Here is a 17990-nt window from a genome sequence, read left to right as displayed (position 1 = left end):
GCGTTCTAATGTCACTCAATGACCCTCGCTGGGGCAACCAGGGCAATGACGACGGCAAACGCGGCGACGGAAATCGCGGCGGGAACCAGGGTCCCCCGGATCTCGAAGATATCTGGCGCGACTTCAACCAGCGGCTGTCGAGCATGTTCGGTGGCAAGCGCGGCCGTAACGGCGGCAGCGGTGGAGGCGGCGGCGGACCGCAGATGCCGCAGATTTCGTTCCGCCAGTTCGGCGGCGGAATCGGTGCCCTGCTGGCGCTCATCTTCATCGTCTGGCTCGCGAGCGGTTTCTACATCGTCGACGCGAACCAGCGCGGCGTCGTGCTGCGCTTCGGCAACTTCGTGCAGACCACCGATCCCGGCCTGCGCTGGCGCCTGCCGTATCCGATCGAGAGCAACGAGATCGTCGATCTGACCGGGGTGCGGACCGTCGAAGTCGGGTATCGCGGCACCGAGCGCAACAAGGTGCTGCGTGAGTCGCTGATGCTGACCGATGACGAAAACATCATCAACATCCAGTTCGCGGTCCAGTACGTGCTCAGCAGTCCCGAAAACTACCTGTTCAACAACCGCTTTCCCGACGAGTCGGTGATCCAGGCCGCCGAATCGGCGATGCGTGAGATCGTCGGCAGAAGCAAGATGGATTTCGTGCTGTATGAAGGACGCGAACAGATCGCGGCGAGCGCGCACGAACTGATCCAGAAAATTCTGGATCGTTACGAAACCGGCATCCAGGTCAGCCGCGTGACGATGCAGAACGCGCAGCCGCCGGAGCAGGTCCAGGCAGCCTTCGACGACGCCGTGAAAGCCGGTCAGGACCGTGAGCGCGCGCGCAACGAAGGCGAAGCCTACGCGAACGACGTGATTCCGCGCGCCCGCGGTACGGCATCGCGCCTCATCGAGGAGGCGAACGCCTATCGGGAGCGGGTCGTGGCCAATGCCGAGGGCGAAGCCAGCCGCTTCACGCAGGTGCTCGAAGAATACCGGCGCGCGCCGGAGGTGACGCGCGAGCGGATGTATCTGGACACGATGCAGCACGTGATGTCGAATTCCAGCAAAGTCATGGTGGATGCGAAGGGCAACGGGAATCTGCTCCTGATGCCGCTCGACAAGCTCCTGCAGGGCGTCGGTGCGGCGCAGGCAGCGCAGGAACCGGTGACTTCGTCACCTCCGGCGCCGGCGGCGCCCGTCTCGGCACCGCGTGCCGACAGTTCCTTCGATGCCCGCAGCCGCGATGTGTTGCGTGACCGTGAGCGGGGAGAGCGTTGATGCGTGACAAGATGTCGCTCGTAGCGGGCGCGCTGCTGTTTATCGGCGTCCTGGCGTCAATGACGCTGTTCACCGTCGATCAGCGTCAGTTCGCGGTGGTATTCCAACTCGGTGAGGTCAAGGAAGTCATCGACAAGCCGGGCCTGAACTTCAAGTGGCCGATGATTCAGAATGTGCGCTTTTTCGACCGCCGCATCCTGACGATGGATACGCCGGAGCCGGAGCGCTTCATCACCGCGGAGAAGAAGAACGTCCTCGTCGACCACTTCGTCAAGTGGCGAATCATCGACCCGAAGCTCTATTACGTCTCGGTCGCCGGGGACGAGGCGCGCGCGCGCATCCGTTTGCTGCAGACGGTCAATTCCGGACTGCGCGAGGAATTCGGCCGGCGCACCGTGCATGACGTGGTGTCCGGCGCGCGCGACCAGATCATGGAAGACATGCGCAGCCGGGCGGACGAGGACGCACGCAAGATCGGCGTCCAGATCCTCGACGTGCGGCTCAAGCGCGTCGACCTGCCGCTCGAGGTGTCGGAGTCGGTCTATCGGCGCATGGAGGCGGAGCGCAAGCGCGTCGCCAACGAGCTGCGCTCCGAAGGCGGGGCGATTGCCGAGAAGATACGGGCCGATGCGGATCGTCAGCGCGAAGTCATCATCGCCGAGGCCTACCGCGACGCGCAGCAGGCGAAGGGTGCAGGCGACGCGAAGGCGACCAGCGTCTACGGTGAAGCGTATGGCCAGAATCCGGAGTTCTACTCGTTCTACCGCAGCCTCGAGGCCTACCGCCAGACCTTCGACAGCAAGAACGACCTGCTGGTCGTAGACCCGAGTTCGGAGTTTTTCAGATTCATGAAGGATTCCGGCGGGGGCAGCAAGAACTGAACGGATGGGCAACACCTTGTTGATGGCCTTCGCACTGATGCTGGTGATCGAAGGCATCCTGCCCTTTGTCGCGCCGGCCGCTTGGCGCGAAACTTTTTTGCGGCTGGCGCAGATGGCCGACGGTCAGATCCGCTTCATCGGACTGTCGTCGATGCTGATCGGCATCCTGCTGCTGTTTCTCCTTTCCTGACTATCATGCGCTGGGTTCTTCCCGATCACATCCAGGACGCGTTGCCGGCCGAAGCAGACAAGATCGAGCGTCTGCGCCGTCGCCTGCTCGATGCGTTCCGCTCCCACGGCTATCAGCTCGTGGTGCCGCCGCTGCTCGAATATCTCGACTCCCTGACGACCGGAGCGGGGCAGGATCTCAAGCTGCGGACGTTCAAGCTCGTCGACCAGTTGTCCGGCCGCACGATGGGCGTGCGTGCCGACATGACGCCGCAGGTCGCGCGCATCGACGCACACCTGCTGAATCGTCGTGGCGTGTCGCGGCTGTGCTATTGCGGCAGCGTGCTGCATACCCTGCCTTCGACGCTCACGGCGACGCGCGAGCCGCTGCAGCTCGGCGCCGAAATTTACGGCCACGCCGGTCTTGAAGCCGACATCGAAATCATCCGGCTGCTCGCCGAAGTGATGCGCCTGGCGGAGGTGCCTGCGAGCCGCATCGACCTGGGGCACGTCGGCCTGTTCCGTGTCCTCGCCGCGCGCGCCGGCATGGTGCCGGGACGCGAGGAGGAACTCTTCGACCTGCTTCAGGCAAAGGCGCTCCCGGACCTGCGCGAGCTCGTCGCCGGCGTCGCCGAGCCGGTGCGCTCCGCGCTGCTCGCGTTGCCGGGCCTTTATGGCGGCGCCGAGGTGCTCGCCAAGGCACGGGGGTGCCTGCCCGACGACGCTGAAATCCGCGCGGCGCTCGACGATCTGAGCCGCCTCGCCGCGGCGCTCGGCGATCTGCCGATCAGCTTCGATCTGGCAGACCTGCGCGGCTACCATTACCACAGCGGCGTCGTGTTCGCGGCGTATGGCGGCGGCTCGCCGGCGGCGCTTGCGCTCGGCGGGCGCTACGACCGCATCGGGGAAGCCTTCGGCCGCGGACGGCCGGCCACCGGCTTCAGCCTCGACCTGCGCGAACTGGCGGTGCGCCTCGCGGATGCGGGGCAGCCCGGCGCGATTCTCGCGCCGGCCGATGGCGACGCCGGGCTGCAAACGGCCATTGCACAATTGCGCAGCCGGGGAGAGGTCGTGATGACCGAACTCCCCGGCCATGACGGAAGCTGGAACGAGGCCGGTTGCGATCGGCAACTGATCAGGCGTGACGGCTGCTGGACGGTCGAATCGCTTCAGGGAGAATGAAGTAAATGGCGAAGAACGTAGTGGTTGTCGGCACCCAGTGGGGCGACGAAGGCAAAGGCAAGATCGTCGACTGGCTGACCGATCATGCGCGCGGTGTGGTGCGCTTTCAGGGCGGGCACAACGCCGGGCACACGCTGGTGATCGGCGCGAACGAATACAAGCTGAACCTCGTGCCGTCGGGCATCGTGCGCGAAGGCGTCGCGTGCTACATCGGCAATGGCGTCGTGCTCGACGCGCACCACCTGCTGTCCGAGATCCGCACGCTCGAATCGGGCGGCATCAAGGTGCGCGAGCGGCTGCGCATCAGCCCGGGCTGTCCGCTGATCCTCGGCTACCATGCGGCGCTCGACCGCGCGCGCGAGGCAGCGAAAAGCGCGGGCGACAAGATCGGCACGACCGGCAAGGGCATCGGCCCGACTTACGAGGACAAGGTCGCACGGCGCGCGCTGCGCGTCTATGACCTGTTCGACCGCGAGCGCTTTGCCGAGAAACTGCGCGCGAACCTCGACTATCACAACTTCGTGCTGACGCAGCACCTCGGCGCCGAGGCGGTCGAATTCGGGCCGGTGTTCGAGCAGGCGATGGCTGACGCGGAAGAGATCCGGCCGATGGTCGCCGACGTGTCCGCCGAACTGTATGCCGTCAACAAGTCCGGCGGCAGCCTGTTGTTCGAAGGCGCGCAGGGCACGCTGCTCGACATCGACCACGGCACCTATCCGTTCGTCACGTCGAGCAACTGCGTCGCCGGTCAGGCGGCCGCGGGCTCGGGCGTCGGGCCGGGGCGCCTGCATTACGTGCTCGGGATCACGAAAGCCTATTGCACGCGCGTCGGCGGCGGACCGTTCCCGACCGAACTCGACATCGAGACCGCCGGTACGCCGGGACAGCAGATGTCGTCGAAAGGGCGGGAGTTCGGCACGGTCACCGGCCGCAAGCGCCGCTGCGGCTGGCTCGATCTCGCCGCTTTGAAGCGCTCGATCATCATCAACGGCGTGACCGGCCTGTGCATCACGAAGCTCGACGTGCTCGACGGCTTGGCGGAGCTGAAGCTGTGCACCGGCTACATGCTCGACGGCCAGCGCATCGACCTGCTGCCGATGGGCTCCGAGGAAGTCACGCGCTGCGAGCCGATCTTCGAGACGATGGCGGGCTGGAGCGGCACGACTTTCGGCGCGCAGAGCTGGGATGCGCTGCCGCAGGAAGCGCGCGCGTATCTGCACCGCATCGAGGAGATCTGCGAGATTGCGATCGACGTGATCTCGACTGGCCCCGAGCGTGACGAAACGATCCTGCGCCGCCATCCGTTCGGTGCGTGAGTGCGGGAGTCGCGACGCTCGCGCAGCGCTGGAAAAAGCAAAAGCCGGTCGAATGACCGGCTTTTGCTTGGATCTGGTGCCCAGAAGAGGACTCGAACCTCCACGCCTCGCGGCGCTAGTACCTGAAACTAGTGCGTCTACCAATTCCGCCATCTGGGCAGGCGGACGGAGTATACCGACAAGTGGGGTTTTGGCAAAGCGGGTCGCCGATTTCCGCCTGCGACGACTCCGTGACAAGAAGCACAGGCAACAAAAAAGCCGACTCGAGGTCGGCTTTCCTGCAGAACTGGTGCCCAGAAGAGGACTCGAACCTCCACGCCTCGCAGCGCTAGTACCTGAAACTAGTGCGTCTACCAATTCCGCCATCTGGGCAAGAGCCGCGCATTATAAGCATCAATCAGAGAATGTCAATGACTACAAGACCAAAAAATTCCAGATCGAAAACGAAGAGTCCTGCCGGTCCCGCGGGGAGTCATTCGCCGAGTGATATTCGGCGCGCCGATCCGTTCTTCGAGCGTGAGTCGGCGGAGTACGAGAATCCGCTGCCGAGCCGCGAATACGTCGAGCAGACGCTCGCCGAGCACGGCGTGCCGATGAGTTTCGCGGAGCTGTGCGGTGCGCTCGACGTCACCGACGACGAAGCGCCGCTGTTCGAGCGCCGTCTGCGCGCGATGGAGCGCGACGGCCAGGTGATCCGTAACCGGCGTGAGGCGTTCCTGCTGCCGGACAAGGCGGACCTGATCCGCGGCCGCGTCGCGGGCCACGCCGACGGCTTCGGCTTCCTGATCCGCGACGACGGGCAGCCCGATGTCTTTCTCGGGCCGAAGGAAATGCGCGAAGTGCTGCACGGCGATCGGGTGATCGCGCGCGTCACCGGCCTCGACCGGCGCGGCCGGCCCGAAGGGAAGATCGTCGAAGTGCTCGAACGCGCAAACACGCGCGTCGTCGGCCGCGTGCTCGATGCACACGGCGTGCAGGTGGTCGTGCCGGAAAACCGCCGTCTCGCGCAGGACATCCTGCTCGCGCCGGGAGGCAAGAAGGCGGTGCCGGGCCAGGTCGTGACCGTCGAACTGGTCGTGCAGCCGACGAAGTTTGCGCAACCGATCGGCAAGATCGTCGAGGTGCTCGGCAACTATGCCGATCCCGGCATGGAAATCGAGATCGCGCTGCGCAAGCACGAACTGCCGTACGAGTTTTCACCCGAAGCAAAAGCCGAAACGCGCAAGCTGCCGCTCAAGGTACGCAAGAAGGACTGGGCCGGCCGCGAGGACATCACGAACCTGCCGCTGGTGACGATCGACGGCGAGACGGCGAAGGACTTCGACGATGCAGTGTATTGCGAGCGCCAGGGGCGGGGCTTCCGGTTGATCGTCGCGATCGCCGACGTGTCGCACTACGTCGAGGCCGGCGGCGGTCTCGACGCAGACGCGCAGGACCGCGGCAACTCGGTGTATTTCCCGCGGCGCGTGATCCCGATGCTGCCCGAAAAGCTCAGCAACGGCCTGTGTTCGTTGAATCCGCAGGTCGAACGCCTGTGCATGGTGTGCGACATGAGCATCTCGCCGACCGGTGCGATCAAGGCATACCGCTTCTATCCCGCCGTGATGTTCTCGCACGCGCGGCTCACCTACAACCAGGTCGCTGCCGCGCTGTATGAGCAGGACTCGGCCGCCCGCGAGGCGATCGGCCCGCTGCTGCCGCACCTCGAGAATCTCGACAAGCTGTTCCGCGTGCTGCTCAAGGCACGGGCGAAACGCGGCGCGATCGACTTCGAGACGACCGAGACGCGGATGATCTTCGACGAAGCAGGCAAGATCGCGCGCATCGTCCCGGAAGTGCGCAACGACGCGCACCGCCTGATCGAGGAATGCATGCTCGCGGCGAACGTCTGCGCGTCCGACTTCCTGCAGAAGCGCGAACATCCGGCGCTCTACCGCGTGCATGAAGGGCCGACCCCGGAGAAGCTCGAGAAGCTGCGCAACTTCCTCGCCGAGTTCGGACTGGGGCTGGGCGGCGGCGACGAGCCCAAGGCGGGCGATTACGGCAAGCTGCTCGAAAAAGTCAGGGAGCGCCCGGACGCGCAGCTGCTGCAGACGGTGATGCTGCGTTCGCTGCGCCAGGCGGTGTATAGCCCCGACAACGTCGGCCACTTCGGCCTCGCGTACGAGGCCTATACGCACTTCACGTCGCCGATCCGGCGCTACCCGGACCTGCTCGTGCATCGCTCGATCAAAGCCGCGCTCGAGAACCGCACGTACGAGGCCGGCGACTGGGACCAGATCGGCATGCACTGTTCGGCGACCGAGCGGCGCGCCGACGAGGCGACGCGCGACGTCGTCGCATGGCTGAAGTGCTATTACATGCGCGACAAGGTCGGCGAGGAGTTTTCCGGCAGCGTGTCGTCGGTGGTACCCTTCGGCCTCTTCGTCGCCCTCGACGACATCTTCATCGAGGGGCTGGTGCATATTTCGGATCTGGGTAGCGACTATTTCCACTATGACGAAACGCGCCACGAACTGGCCGGCGAGCGCACCGGGGCGCGTTACCGGCTCTCCGACCGCGTACGGGTGCAACTCGTGCGGGTCGATCTGGAAACGACGAAAATCGATTTCCGCCTGATCGAAGGAACGCCACGGCCGACCGAACGGGTCGGCAAGACCGCCAAGGAGCGCAAGCGCGTCGAAGTGGTCGAGCTCGGTGATGCGGTCGAGGTCGCCGTCGTCGCCGAAGTGGCGACCGCGGTCGTCGATGCGCCGGTCGCCGCGCGGGCGGGACGCGGACGCAAGCAGGTCGCCGCGCTGTTCCGGCCTCCCGCCAACGCCACGGCGGCCCCGCAGGCGATCTCGCCAGCGCCGGAAGAGGCGGGCGCCGGGAAGCCCCGCAAGGCGAAGCCGGCCGCTGCGCCCGAAGCGGGGAGCGTCGAGCCTGAAGAGAAACCGCGTCGCACCAAGCGCAGCGCAGCGCCGGTCGCAAGCACCGCCGACGGCAAGGCGCCGGTGCGCAAGAGCAGGACGCCGGCCGGCGAACCGGTCACCGATAAACCCGCAACAGGCAAGAAGAAAGGCACAGTCCGTGGCTAACAAGCCCTCAAGCAATCAACGCCCGATCCACACGACGGCAGCCGGCAGGCGCCCGGCGCATCAGCGCGACGCCGGCTCGGTCGCAGACAGCCGCAGCCCGGCCCGAACTCGCGAGGATGCGGGAGATGCGCCCGACGCGCCCGCCGGCCGTGAAGGCCGCGCGGAGTCGCGGCTGATCTACGGTTTCCATGCCGTGCTCGGCAAGCTCAGACGCGACCCCGAGTCGGTGTTCGAGCTTTACCTGTCGGCCCAGCGCACCGATGCGCGCGCGAAAGACGTCGTGCGGCTCGCCGAGTCGCAGAACGTGCGCCTGATCCAGGCGGAGGCGGAGCGTCTCGACGGCATGGTCGGCACCCGCCGCCATCAGGGCGTCGTCGCCCGCGTCGATGCGAAGAGCCGCGAGCTGAAGCTCGCCGACGTCCTCGAAGTGCTCGAGGAAAACGCGCTGATCCTGGTGCTCGACGGCGTGCAGGACCCGCACAACCTCGGCGCCTGCCTGCGCGTCGCGGACGCCGCCGGCGCGCACGCGGTCGTGGCGCCGAAGGACCGCGCCGTCGGCCTCAACGCGACCGCGATCAAGGTCGCCAGCGGCGCGGCCGACAGCGTGCCGTACGTTACGGTGACGAACCTCGCCCGCGCGCTGCGCGAAATGCAGGAAGCGGGCATCTGGGTCGTCGGCGCGGCCGGCGAAGCGGAGAAGTCGGTGTACGAAGTCGACCAGAAAGGGCCGGTCGCGTGGGTGCTCGGCGCCGAAGGCGACGGGCTGCGCCGGCTCACGCGCGAGACCTGCGATGAACTCGCGCGCATCCCGATGCTCGGCACCGTCGAAAGCCTGAACGTCTCGGTCGCGAGCGGCATCTGCCTGTTCGAGGCGCGGCGCCAGCGCGGCTAGACGCGCCGGCGCGGGACCGGACAGCCTGGACGGGATTGCCGGTTTCGCGCGCAGCCTGCCCGCGCCGCATCGGGGGAGACTGTTTTTTCGCACGCGGATGACGCTTAGCTATCGCCGAGCAATTCCGGCGGCTGCGGTGTTCGTCAAAGGTGCACCGCTCGCAATCGGTTCGGCCGGCCGAAAAATCCATTGGTCGTAGCGCGCCGCGCTGCCCGCAGTGGGGCCGAGCTCGGGCGGCAGGTCGGCTTTGCGGATCGGTTCGCCGGTCGCGCGGCTGTGAATGCCGACGATCCCCTGGCCCTCCCGCACCAGCTCCCAGTCCGGGTGTCCGGTCAGCGGGTCGCGGTAGAGGCGTCGCAGATGACGTCTGACGGTCGGGAATCGTCGATCGTCGACGAGTTCCTCGAGGCTCGTCGGCCACGCCGGAGCGCCCGGCGAGTCGGCATGGTAGCGGCCGATCGCGCGCGCGATCTCGCTGCCGATGGCGAGGAGCTCGGCCTCGCGTTCGCGCGCCACTACCTTCTGCCACACGACGCCGACCTCAGCCGTGAACAATCCCAGCGCAGCGGCGGCAAACAGCACCAGGAGATACGTGTAGCCGCGCTCGTGCCTACCAGTCCGCATAATTCCCGCCGCCGGATGCCGCTCCTGCGGCGCCGCTGCGAATGTCCCAGACCCCTTCGCCGCCCCCGTCCGGCGGCGCCAGGAGCTTCCACGTCGCATCGGATTCGGTGATCGGGTCCTTCGGCAGCGCACGCAGGTAGCGTCGGCTCACCAGATCGTCCAGCTGCTGCGGATAGATTCCGGTATCGGCGCGGTACTTGTCGATCGCGTCGCGCACGACGGCGAGAGACTGTCGCAGCGTCGCTTCGCGCACCCGCTCCAGGTGGTCGAAATAGCGCGGCGCCGCAATCGACAGCAGCGTCGCGATGATCGCCATCACGACCAGCAGTTCGATCAGCGTGAATCCGGCCGGCCGCGACGGGCCGCGGGAAACGGTCGGGGAGTGGTGTTCAGTCATGTGCGGACTTCTCTACCATTCGCGGTACGGGACCCCATTCAGCCCGACTCGTCGTGACAGCGAATGAATGTCGAAGACGTCCTCGCCTTCGGCCGGCGTCTCCGGCGGGCTCGCATAACTGCGCAAGCCCCAGGTGTGTTCGGCGGGCACGTCCGCGTCGGTGAAGAACGGATCGCGCGGAATGCGGCGCAGGAAGTAGATTTTCCGGCTGTTCGGATCGGTGATGTCGGGTACGCCTTTGACGAGCGCGGCAAGGTCGGGCGGATAGCCCGAAGCCCCCGCCTCGCGCTCGATCCGGTTCGCGTCGAAAGCCGCCTTGTAAGCGTCGAGGCCGCCGCGGATCGCGCGCAGCGCGGCGCGCAGCTCCGACTCCCGCGCGCGCTGGGCGGTGAGCTCGGCAAGCGGCATCGCGGCGCTCGCGAGCACGGCGACGATCGCCACCGTCACGACGAGTTCGATGAGGGTGAAGCCGCGCAACGCGCTTGCGCTCACCGTGCCCGCCTCACAGCGTCACTTCGATGCTGACGCCGCCGCCGCTTCCTTCGGGCGTCGCGGTTTCACCGCTGCTTCGGCGCATGGTCGCGTTCTCGAGCGAGATATCCGCCGCGCCGCTCGTGCCTGGGCGCACGACGAACGGCACCTGGACGGTGATGCGCTCCGCTCCCGCGGGGAGGTCGACGCTTATCCGGCCGTCTCCGGCCGGCCGGCCGCCCGCAGCTTCCAGACGCAGTGGGTCGAAGCCGAGGACGGCTTCGCCACCGGCGATCGAGCCCGGCACGACGAGATCGAGCGTGACGTGAATCCGCTCGCCGCTGCGGGCCGTCGGCGGTGCCTGGATGCTCAACGCTCCCGGACCGTCCGGCTGCGTTGCGGGCGGCTCGAGCGGCGGCACGTCATCCGCGAGCGGCGTGTCGGAAGGCAGCGCGTCGGGCGCCGGGCTCGGCGCACGTCCGTCCGAACCCCACAGCCCGAGGCTGCCGGGCAGCGTCGGGCCGAGCGCGAGCCGCGCCGCGCCGATGCTCGCGTCGGTGCCGGCCGGCAGGTCGGCACGCGCAAGCGACGGCGCGACGATGTTGCGCACGATGCGTGGCGTGATCAGCAGGACGATCTCGGTCTTGCTCGCGTTGTTGCGCTCGCTCGAGAACAGCCGGCCGATCAGCGGCAGCTCGCCCAGGCCGGGCAGGCGCTGCGCGCTGCGGCGTTCCTCGTCGCTGATCAGGCCGGCGAGGACCTGGGTTTCGCCGTTTCGCAGCCGCAGCACCGTCGCGGCGCTGCGCGTGCCGACCTGGTACGCGAGCGAGTCCGATGGCCCGGGCACTTCGCGGACGATGTTGCTGACTTCGAGCGCGACCTTGATCGCGACTTCGTCATCGAGCGTCACCGCCGGCTCGACGTCGAGCTTGAGGCCGACGTCGAGGTAGCTCACCGATGCGGAGACCCCGACGTTCGCAGTCGATGTCGTCGTAAATACCGGCAGCTTCTCGCCGATGTGAATCTTCGCTTTCTCGCGGTTCTTCACCCGGATGCGCGGGTTCGCGAGCAGGTTCGTGTCGCCGTCCTCGGCGCGCAGGCGAAGGGTCAGGGCCGGATTCGTAACAAAGCCGGTGAGGTCGCCCCACTGCGCGCGCGGCACGACGCCCGGCGCGATCTCGCTGCCGGGCAGCGTGACGACTTCGCTGACGATTCCGGCTGCTGTCTGGGTTTGCGTGATCTGCTGCTGGCTGCGCAGCAGGCCATAACCGATCTCGTCGGGAAAATCGAGGCCGAGCTCGCGCAGCTTGCTGCGCGCGACTTCCAGCACTTCGACTTCGAGCATGACTTCAGGCTCGGCGACGTCGAGCGACGCGAGCAGGCGTTCGGCGAGGCGCACTGCCTGCGGCGTGTCCTTGATCACCAGCAGGTTGAGCTTCTCGTCGATGAACAGGTCCTTGCTCTTGACGAGCTGCTTGAGCAGGCTCTGGGCCTGTTTGGCGTCGGCGTTCGCGAGATAGAAGCTGCGCGTCACGAGTTCCTGGTAGTCGCGCTGCTTCGCCGGAGTCGCCGGATAGATCAGCACCGAATTCGCGTTGAGCACCTTGCGCTCGATCTGCTGCGTGATGGCGACCAGCTTGATGACTTCGTCGACCGAGCTGTCGCGCACGAAAAGCGTCACCGGCGCATCGATCCTGACGTCGCGGTCGAAGACGAAATTGAGCCCGGCCGCGTGCGACAGCGCTTCGAAAACCACGCGCAGCGGCGCATCGCGAAACTGCAGGCTCACCGGCTTCGCGAGCGGACCGGTGAGCGCCTCGGCCGGTGGTGCGCGACGCTCGGCGCGCTCCTCGATGTCGCGCAGCAGCCTGCGCGCGCGTGCGCTGTTCGGCGCTGCCGCAAGCAGCGCGCGCACGAGCCGCTCGGCGGTGGCGAGGTCGTTCCGCGCCCAGGCGGCTTCGGCCTCGGCGAACTGCGCCGCGCGGCGCCGGTCCGCTTCGATCGCCTCGAGCCCGGCGCGTGCGCGAGGATGCTCGGGATCGATCTCCTGCGCTTCGCGATAATGTCGTGCCGCTTCGTCCAGGCGTCCGGCCGCGCGGGCGCGTTCGGCATCCGCGAGGCGCTCCGCGGTGAGCAACTCGCGCTGCCGGAGGTAATAGGCGCGCAGCGCCGGATCGTCGGGCGTATCGCGCACCGCCTGCCGCAGGCGGATGAAAGCCTCGGTGCGATTGCCGCCGGAAAATTCGGCGCGGCTGCGCTCGACCGGGTCTTTCGTCGTGCTGCATGCGGAAAGGAAGGAGGTCAGGACGAAGGCCGCAAAAATGGCGCGGCCATAGTCCGCCCAGTTTGCCTTGATGTCCCGACGCCCTCGCGGCGCGGGCGGGACATGAAAAACGGGTAGGGCTGCGGCCACGAGAACACCTGGAGCGGTCCGGCGTTTTCTTGAGAGGATCATGACGAGCCCGAAACGGTGAGTACCTGGCGCAGGCGCCGGGGCAGATAAGTGAATTCGATGAACGCGGCCGTGACACGTTCGACGCGGTAGCGGTCATCGATCGTGTCGTGCGCGCGCACGACGCGCAGTTGGTCGCCTTCGAGCAGGAACGCGGTCAGTTCGCCGCGTTCTTCCAGTGCGCCGACGAAGCGAAAAGGCAAGGGCGGCGCGTCCGGCACCATCGGCGCAGCGGCCGGGATTGCCAGCTCGGCGGGAGGGTGAAGGTGCGTCGCCTGCAGGATGCCGGCGGCGACGTCCGGCAGAGGCGCACGTTCGACGCGCAACTCGTCCAGCGACGGCAGCGGCTGCGGCGTACGAGCGCGCCGGGTCGTTGCGCGCGCGCGCCGGCCGTCGCGAGCGGTGCTGCCTTCGTCGGCCGGCAAGCCGATGTCGTCTTCGAGCGACGCCGCCCACCAGGTGGCCGCCAAGGTCGCGACGAGCGCGGCGCCGATGACGAACCTGCGGCGTTTGTCGCGGCTCATCGGTGCACCCTCGCGCTGCGCGCGTTCGCACGACGCGGGACGGAGCGCTTCTTCGGGCGGCCTGGCGACGCGCTCATCGCTCCTTCCTCACAAAGAGAACGAACCTCGCTTCGCCTTCGACTTCGGTGCTGTCGGTCGCGGCACGCTTGACCGACAGCGATTCCAGCGCGAGTTCGGGGAGTTCGCGCAGCGCGTCGGCAAGCCACGCGTACACGCGCGTGAAGTCGCCCCTGACCGGCAGCGCGAGCGAGATGCGCTGCAGCGGGGCGTCGGAAACGTCGGCGATGTCGTAACTGGCGCCATCGATCCCAATGCCGTGCGTTTCGGCCATCGCGTGCAGGCGGTCGAGCCGGGCCGGCAACGCCGCCCGGACCGGAAACGCCGCGTAATAGCGGTCGAGGCGGCCGCGGGGATCGGATGTTGCCCCGGCGACAAGCCGTGCGGGGCGCAGCAGTCGCGCGCGCTCCTCGGCGAGCGCGTCGCGTTGCGCGCCGATCTCCGCGTCGCCGGACAATCCGAACGCCAGCGCGAACGCGAGCAGCGATGCGCCGAGCGCGCCGGGCCAGCCCGCATGCAGGATCGCGCGCAGCACCGCTTCCTGGAGGCGTGCGCCATGCTTCATTGCGCATTTCCCCAGCGCGCGCTGGTTGCAAACCGCACGACATCGCCCCCGTCGCCGCTCGTCCATTCATGCCGACCGATGCGGGTGTCGCGCAGCCCGTCTTGTTGCTGCAGGCGGCGAAGATGGTCGAACGCGGCGCCGAGCGCGGGCGCCTCGCCGACGAGCGTCAAGGTTCCGCCAGGCGCGTTGGCATGGATTTCGAGAAGCGCGACGTCGTCGCTGCGCGCGCGGGCGAGACCGGTGAAAAGTCCGCTCCAGTCCGCGTTCGTTTGCGCCGCGACCTTGATCGCTGCCTGGGCTTCCTTCGCCGAAAGGGGAGCCGACGGCGCCGCGGGGGCCGCCGAGAGCTTGCGCTGCAGCTGGTGGCGCAGGCGGGCGACGATCGCTTCGCGCTCGGCGAGGTCGACGCGGGCCGCTTCGAACGCCAGCAGCTCGATGCCGACTGCGACTAGCCCGACGCTCAGCAGTACCCAGCCGAGCCAGCCGGGGCGGCGGCGAATCGGCGCGAAATCGAGGGCCAGCGGCGCGGGGGCGCCCCGGATCAGGGCCATGAAGCGCCTCCCGTGTCTTCGATGCGCCAGCCCGCGGGGGCGACAGGTGCGATGCCGCAGGTATAGAGCACGCCTGCGCGGTCGGCCCCTGCGATGCGCAGCGTCCAGCTCTCGAGCGTCTGGCGCAGGACCTGCGCTGCGTCTTCGCCCACGTTCTGGCTGCGCAGCGCCTGCCATGCCCCGTCGCGCCACAGGCCGACGGTGAGCCGGGTGCCACGCGCCACCGCGAGCGCACCGAAAGCTCCCGGGGCGCTGCCGAGGCGGCGCTGCAACCGGTTGAAGCGATGCACGAAGCCGCCGGCGACGCCGACGAGGCGCAGTCGGCGCGTACCGGCGAAAGCCTGGAGCGCATCGGTCACGCTGCGCGGCGCGGCGCACGCGAGGACCGGGAAATGCACCGGGCCGCGGTCGAACGCGAACGCCCACTCCGGCTCGGCGACGCCGTGCACTTCGCGGAAACGATGAGCGAGGTAGGCCTGACGCTCCTCGCGGCCGCGCAACGCAGCGGGCCAGCGCACGACCACGTAGCGCAGCCAGCTGTCGTCGATCACGACCTGGAGACGGCTGCGCGCGGGCGTGGCGGCGGCCTCGAGGGCTTCCAGCGCGGCCGCCGGCGTCGCTTCGCCGAACGCAATCCGGCGCGCGCCCGACCCGGTGCCGAGCGTCCAGGCTCCGGCTTCGAGGCACAGCAGCAGATCAGCCGAGGAGCGTGACACGGTTCAGCTCCTGAAGAGTCGTTTCCCCTTTTTCCACCAGCTGCGTGACGGCAGTGCGCAACGAGCGGAAGCCGCGACGATGCGCGGCCTCTTTCATCGTGCGCAGGGGCGCGCGGCTGACGATCAGTTCGCGCAGCTCGTCGTCGAGGAGCAGCACTTCGGCGACCGCCCGGCGGCCGCGGTAGCCCGAGCCGCGACAGTGGCCGCAACCGGAGCCGGCGCGGTAACGGAAGCCTGCGCTGTCGCCGAGTTGCGACGCGGCGACGAGCTGCGCGTCGGGGACGACATCCCCGCTGCAGTGCGGGCAGTTGATCCGCACGAGGCGCTGGGCGACCACGCCGTTCAGGGCTCCGACGAGGTTGTAGGGGTCGATCCCCATGTGCATGAAGCGGCCGATCACGTCGAACACGCTGTTGGCGTGCACGGTCGTGAACACCAGGTGGCCGGTGAGCGCAGCCTGCACGGCGATCTCGGCGGTATCGGGGTCGCGGATCTCGCCGACCATGATCTTGTCCGGGTCGTGGCGCAGGATCGAACGCAGGCCGCGGGCGAAGGTGAGGCCTTTTTTTTCATTCACCGGAATCTGCAGCACGCCGGCGAGCTGATATTCGACCGGGTCCTCGATCGTGACGATCTTGTCCAGGCCGTGGTTGGTTTCGCCGAGCACTGCGTAGAGCGTCGTCGTCTTGCCGCTGCCGGTCGGGCCGGTGACGAGGAGCATGCCGTAAGGCTCGCCGGCGAGGCGGCGCAGCAGGTCGCGCGAGCCGGGATCGAAGCCGAGTGCTTCGAGCGTCAAGCCGCTCATTTCGCGCGTGAGGTGTTCCTTGTCGAGGATGCGCAGTACTGCGTCCTCGCCGTGGATGCTCGGCATGATCGACACCCGGAAGTCGATCTCGCGTCCACCTGCCTGCGCCTTGAAGCGACCGTCCTGCGGGACGCGGCTTTCGGCGATGTCGAGCTCGGCCATCACTTTGAGGCGCGAAATCGCCTGTTCGGCCAGCTCGTTGCCCGAAGCGCCGCCGACGCGGGACAGGACGCCGTCGACGCGATACTTGATGACGAGGCCGCCGGGCACCGCTTCGAGGTGGATGTCGCTCGCGCCTTGCTTGAGCGCGTCGTAGAGGGTGGAATTGACCAGCTTCACGACCGGACTCGCGTCGGCGCTGATGCGGCGCAGCGACAGGTCCTCGACGTCATCGCCGCCACCGCCGGTTTCACGGCTGTCGGTCACGCCGGCAGCGCGGCGCACTTCGTCCTCGTGGCGCGCGAGACAGCCGCCGAGGTCGTCACGGTCCGCGAGCGCCAGCGTGAAAGGCTCGACCAGACGCGCGCCGAGGCCATCGAGCAGATCGTCATCGAACGGATCGGCCAGCACCACCAGCAGCGCGCCGTCCTCGTCACGCACGGCGACGCATTCGCGGCGCAGCGCAGTCTCGAAGTCGATCGCGGCGAAATCGGGAGCGAGTTTCATCAGGCGGGCAGCCTCGACGACAGGCAGATCGACGGTTGCGCCGAGACGCGCCAGCCGCTCGGCGGGCGCCGCTTCGAGCTGCGCCAGCGCATCGAGCAACCGGCCTCCGGCTGCGCGCGCAGCGGCGAGTTCGTTCGCGGAGAACGGTGGGCGCTCCAAGCGTGACAGCTCATGCCCGGGGATCACGGCTTCGCAGTTCATCCGATGGTTTCGGCCAGTTGGAAGATCGGCAGGTACATCAGCACGACGATCAGGCCGATCGCGCAGCCGATGATGAGCATCAGCAGCGGTCCGAAAAGACGCGTGAGCCATTCGACCTGCCGCGCGGTGTCGTTCTCGTGGAACTCCGCCGAGCGGGTCAGCATCTCGCCGAGGTTGCCGGCGCGTTCGCCCACTTCCAGCATGTGCAGCGCCACCCGGGTCGTGAGGCCGTGGGCCGCGAGCGTCGCGGAAAATGCGCGGCCTTCGCGAATGCCTTCGATCGCGAGCTCGAGGCTGCTGCGCAGCCCCGGCGAAAGCAGGCCAGCGACCATGCGCAGCGCGGTGATCGCCGGAATTCCTCCTGACAGCAGCATACCGAGCGTGCGGTAAAAGCGCGCGAGCTGGAACACCTTCAGGCGCTTGCCCAGCATCGGCAGCTTCCAGAGCTGGCGACCGGCCGCCGCGCGCAGCGTCGGAGCGCGCACCGCGGCGATCGTGACGAAAACGGCTCCCAGCACGACGACACCCAGCCCGACCGCATGGTGTTCGACGAACTGGCCCCAGTCGAGCAGCACCCGCGACAGCCACGGAAGATTGCTGCCGACGTCGGCGTAGATATGCGAGAAGCGCGGCACCACGTAGCCCAGCAGGAAAAGCACGACCAGCCCGCCGACCGCCAGCAGCAACGCCGGGTAGATCGCCGCGCTCACGAGCTTGCCGCGCAGCGTCTCGACCTGTTGCTGGTACGCGATGTAACGCTCCAGCGCGAGGTCGAGGTCGCTGGTGCGTTCGGCTGCGCGAACCATCGCGATGTAGAACGAGGGAAACGCTTCGGACGCCCCTTCCAGTGCAGTCGACAGCGAGCGCCCTTCGCGCAGCGCGCCTTGCAGTTTCAACAGCACTGCGCGCACCGCCCGGCGGCCTTCCCCTTCGGCCAGCGCGGAAATCGCCTCGGCGAGCGGAATGCCGGCGCGCAGCAGGGCGAGCATCTCCTGGTTGAACAGCAGCAGCGGGAAGCGGCCTGCAACACGTGAAGCGCCCGCGGTCGCGCGCAGGGTCAGGATCGACAGCCCCTGCGCCGCGGCGAGCGTCCGGGCTTCGGCCTCGCTGGGGCTTCCAGCTCGGTTTCGATCACGGACGCGTCGGCGGCGAGGGCCTTGAGGCGGTAGCGCAT

At 67.8% G+C, this 17990-nt stretch carries 17 protein-coding genes and 2 tRNA genes; 7 read left to right on the top strand and 12 right to left on the bottom strand.

The features are described 5' to 3' along the window. Positions 1 to 8: 8 nt before the first annotated feature. The 5 genes from hflK to PA01_04465 are packed head-to-tail and all read left to right on the top strand — an operon-like array spanning position 9 to position 4815. Positions 9 to 1268 (top strand): FtsH protease activity modulator HflK, encoded by a 1260-nt coding sequence (gene hflK / locus PA01_04485; protein KON80974.1) that lies wholly within the window; start codon positions 9 to 11, stop codon positions 1266 to 1268. Beyond that, on the top strand, positions 1268 to 2149 hold the full coding sequence (gene hflC / locus PA01_04480) for a protease modulator HflC (protein KON80973.1): 882 nt from the start codon (positions 1268 to 1270) through the stop codon (positions 2147 to 2149). The genes hflK and hflC overlap by 1 nt, the downstream gene beginning before the upstream one ends. 4 nt (positions 2150 to 2153) lie before the next feature. Then, positions 2154 to 2339 carry a DUF2065 domain-containing protein gene (locus PA01_04475; protein ID KON80972.1) on the top strand — a complete coding sequence of 62 codons (186 nt, stop codon included), beginning with the start codon at positions 2154 to 2156 and terminating at the stop codon, positions 2337 to 2339. 5 nt (positions 2340 to 2344) lie between these two features. Beyond that, on the top strand, positions 2345 to 3499 hold the full coding sequence (locus PA01_04470) for an ATP phosphoribosyltransferase regulatory subunit (protein KON80971.1): 1155 nt from the start codon (positions 2345 to 2347) through the stop codon (positions 3497 to 3499). 5 nt (positions 3500 to 3504) lie between these two features. Further along, entirely contained in the window at positions 3505 to 4815 is a 1311-nt protein-coding gene (locus tag PA01_04465; GenBank protein ID KON80970.1) for an adenylosuccinate synthase, read from the top strand. 74 nt (positions 4816 to 4889) lie between these two features. On the opposite strand, the gene PA01_04460 is transcribed toward PA01_04465, so the two are convergent. Together PA01_04460 and PA01_04455 are read right to left on the bottom strand one after the other, a co-directional pair. Then, a tRNA-Leu gene (locus tag PA01_04460) sits at positions 4890 to 4974 on the bottom strand. A gap of 128 nt (positions 4975 to 5102) precedes the next feature. Beyond that, a tRNA-Leu gene (locus PA01_04455) sits at positions 5103 to 5187 on the bottom strand. A 38-nt stretch (positions 5188 to 5225) separates the two neighbouring features. Here PA01_04455 and rnr point away from each other — a divergent pair. Together rnr and rlmB are read left to right on the top strand one after the other, a co-directional pair. Next, the gene (rnr, locus tag PA01_04450; GenBank protein ID KON82302.2) at positions 5226 to 7895 is read left to right on the top strand and encodes a ribonuclease R; all 2670 of its coding nucleotides are present in this window, start codon (positions 5226 to 5228) and stop codon (positions 7893 to 7895) included. Positions 7896 to 8067: 172 nt separating this feature from the next. Next, the gene (gene rlmB, locus PA01_04445; protein KON82301.1) at positions 8068 to 8787 is read left to right on the top strand and encodes a 23S rRNA (guanosine(2251)-2'-O)-methyltransferase RlmB; all 720 of its coding nucleotides are present in this window, start codon (positions 8068 to 8070) and stop codon (positions 8785 to 8787) included. A gap of 108 nt (positions 8788 to 8895) precedes the next feature. Here the strand turns inward: rlmB and PA01_04440 are convergent, their stop codons facing one another. The 10 genes from PA01_04440 to PA01_04395 form a co-directional block, all read right to left on the bottom strand. Continuing rightward, positions 8896 to 9411 (bottom strand): type II secretion system protein, encoded by a 516-nt coding sequence (locus PA01_04440; protein KON80969.1) that lies wholly within the window; start codon positions 9409 to 9411, stop codon positions 8896 to 8898. Beyond that, entirely contained in the window at positions 9398 to 9808 is a 411-nt protein-coding gene (locus tag PA01_04435; GenBank protein ID KON80968.1) for a type II secretion system GspH family protein, read from the bottom strand. The genes PA01_04440 and PA01_04435 overlap by 14 nt, the downstream gene beginning before the upstream one ends. 12 nt (positions 9809 to 9820) lie before the next feature. Next, positions 9821 to 10300, bottom strand: coding sequence for a type II secretion system GspH family protein (locus PA01_04430; GenBank protein ID KON80967.1), 480 nt, complete (start codon positions 10298 to 10300; stop codon positions 9821 to 9823). A gap of 10 nt (positions 10301 to 10310) precedes the next feature. Next, positions 10311 to 12692, bottom strand: coding sequence for a general secretion pathway protein GspD (locus tag PA01_04425; protein ID KON82300.2), 2382 nt, complete (start codon positions 12690 to 12692; stop codon positions 10311 to 10313). Positions 12693 to 12730: 38 nt separating this feature from the next. Continuing rightward, positions 12731 to 13255, bottom strand: a complete 525-nt coding sequence (locus PA01_18545; protein KAI5913029.1) for a hypothetical protein — start codon at positions 13253 to 13255, stop codon at positions 12731 to 12733. Positions 13256 to 13328: 73 nt separating this feature from the next. Further along, entirely contained in the window at positions 13329 to 13877 is a 549-nt protein-coding gene (locus PA01_04415; GenBank protein KON80966.1) for a hypothetical protein, read from the bottom strand. Then, entirely contained in the window at positions 13874 to 14428 is a 555-nt protein-coding gene (locus PA01_04410; GenBank protein KON80965.1) for a PilN domain-containing protein, read from the bottom strand. The genes PA01_04415 and PA01_04410 overlap by 4 nt, the downstream gene beginning before the upstream one ends. Beyond that, positions 14419 to 15144, bottom strand: a complete 726-nt coding sequence (locus PA01_04405; GenBank protein KON80964.1) for a hypothetical protein — start codon at positions 15142 to 15144, stop codon at positions 14419 to 14421. Before PA01_04405 ends, PA01_04410 begins: the two co-directional genes overlap by 10 nt. Next, entirely contained in the window at positions 15125 to 16816 is a 1692-nt protein-coding gene (locus PA01_04400; GenBank protein KON80963.1) for a GspE/PulE family protein, read from the bottom strand. Before PA01_04400 ends, PA01_04405 begins: the two co-directional genes overlap by 20 nt. Beyond that, positions 16813 to 17805 carry a type II secretion system F family protein gene (locus PA01_04395; GenBank protein ID KAI5913028.1) on the bottom strand — a complete coding sequence of 331 codons (993 nt, stop codon included), beginning with the start codon at positions 17803 to 17805 and terminating at the stop codon, positions 16813 to 16815. Before PA01_04395 ends, PA01_04400 begins: the two co-directional genes overlap by 4 nt. Positions 17806 to 17990 lie beyond the last annotated feature (185 nt).

This window comes from Azoarcus sp. PA01 (assembly GCA_001274695.2).
In the GTDB taxonomy this organism is placed as follows: domain Bacteria; phylum Pseudomonadota; class Gammaproteobacteria; order Burkholderiales; family Rhodocyclaceae; genus Aromatoleum.
The sequence above is the reverse complement of the archived record's forward strand: the minus strand, read 5'-3'. Positions and strand labels throughout refer to the sequence as shown.

Coding starts and splice junctions, on each gene's coding strand:
- hflK (KON80974.1), top strand. CDS start 9: ATGTCACTCAATGACCCTCGCTGGGGCAACCAGGGCAATGACGACGGC.
- PA01_04440 (KON80969.1), bottom strand. CDS start 9,411: ATGCGGACTGGTAGGCACGAGCGCGGCTACACGTATCTCCTGGTGCTG.
- PA01_04410 (KON80965.1), bottom strand. CDS start 14,428: ATGGCCCTGATCCGGGGCGCCCCCGCGCCGCTGGCCCTCGATTTCGCG.
- PA01_04400 (KON80963.1), bottom strand. CDS start 16,816: ATGAACTGCGAAGCCGTGATCCCCGGGCATGAGCTGTCACGCTTGGAG.
- PA01_04470 (KON80971.1), top strand. CDS start 2,345: ATGCGCTGGGTTCTTCCCGATCACATCCAGGACGCGTTGCCGGCCGAA.
- hflC (KON80973.1), top strand. CDS start 1,268: ATGCGTGACAAGATGTCGCTCGTAGCGGGCGCGCTGCTGTTTATCGGC.
- PA01_04475 (KON80972.1), top strand. CDS start 2,154: ATGGGCAACACCTTGTTGATGGCCTTCGCACTGATGCTGGTGATCGAA.
- PA01_04415 (KON80966.1), bottom strand. CDS start 13,877: ATGAAGCATGGCGCACGCCTCCAGGAAGCGGTGCTGCGCGCGATCCTG.
- PA01_18545 (KAI5913029.1), bottom strand. CDS start 13,255: ATGAGCCGCGACAAACGCCGCAGGTTCGTCATCGGCGCCGCGCTCGTC.
- PA01_04435 (KON80968.1), bottom strand. CDS start 9,808: ATGACTGAACACCACTCCCCGACCGTTTCCCGCGGCCCGTCGCGGCCG.
- rnr (KON82302.2), top strand. CDS start 5,226: ATGACTACAAGACCAAAAAATTCCAGATCGAAAACGAAGAGTCCTGCC.
- PA01_04465 (KON80970.1), top strand. CDS start 3,505: ATGGCGAAGAACGTAGTGGTTGTCGGCACCCAGTGGGGCGACGAAGGC.
- PA01_04395 (KAI5913028.1), bottom strand. CDS start 17,805: ATGCTCGCCCTGCTGCGCGCCGGCATTCCGCTCGCCGAGGCGATTTCC.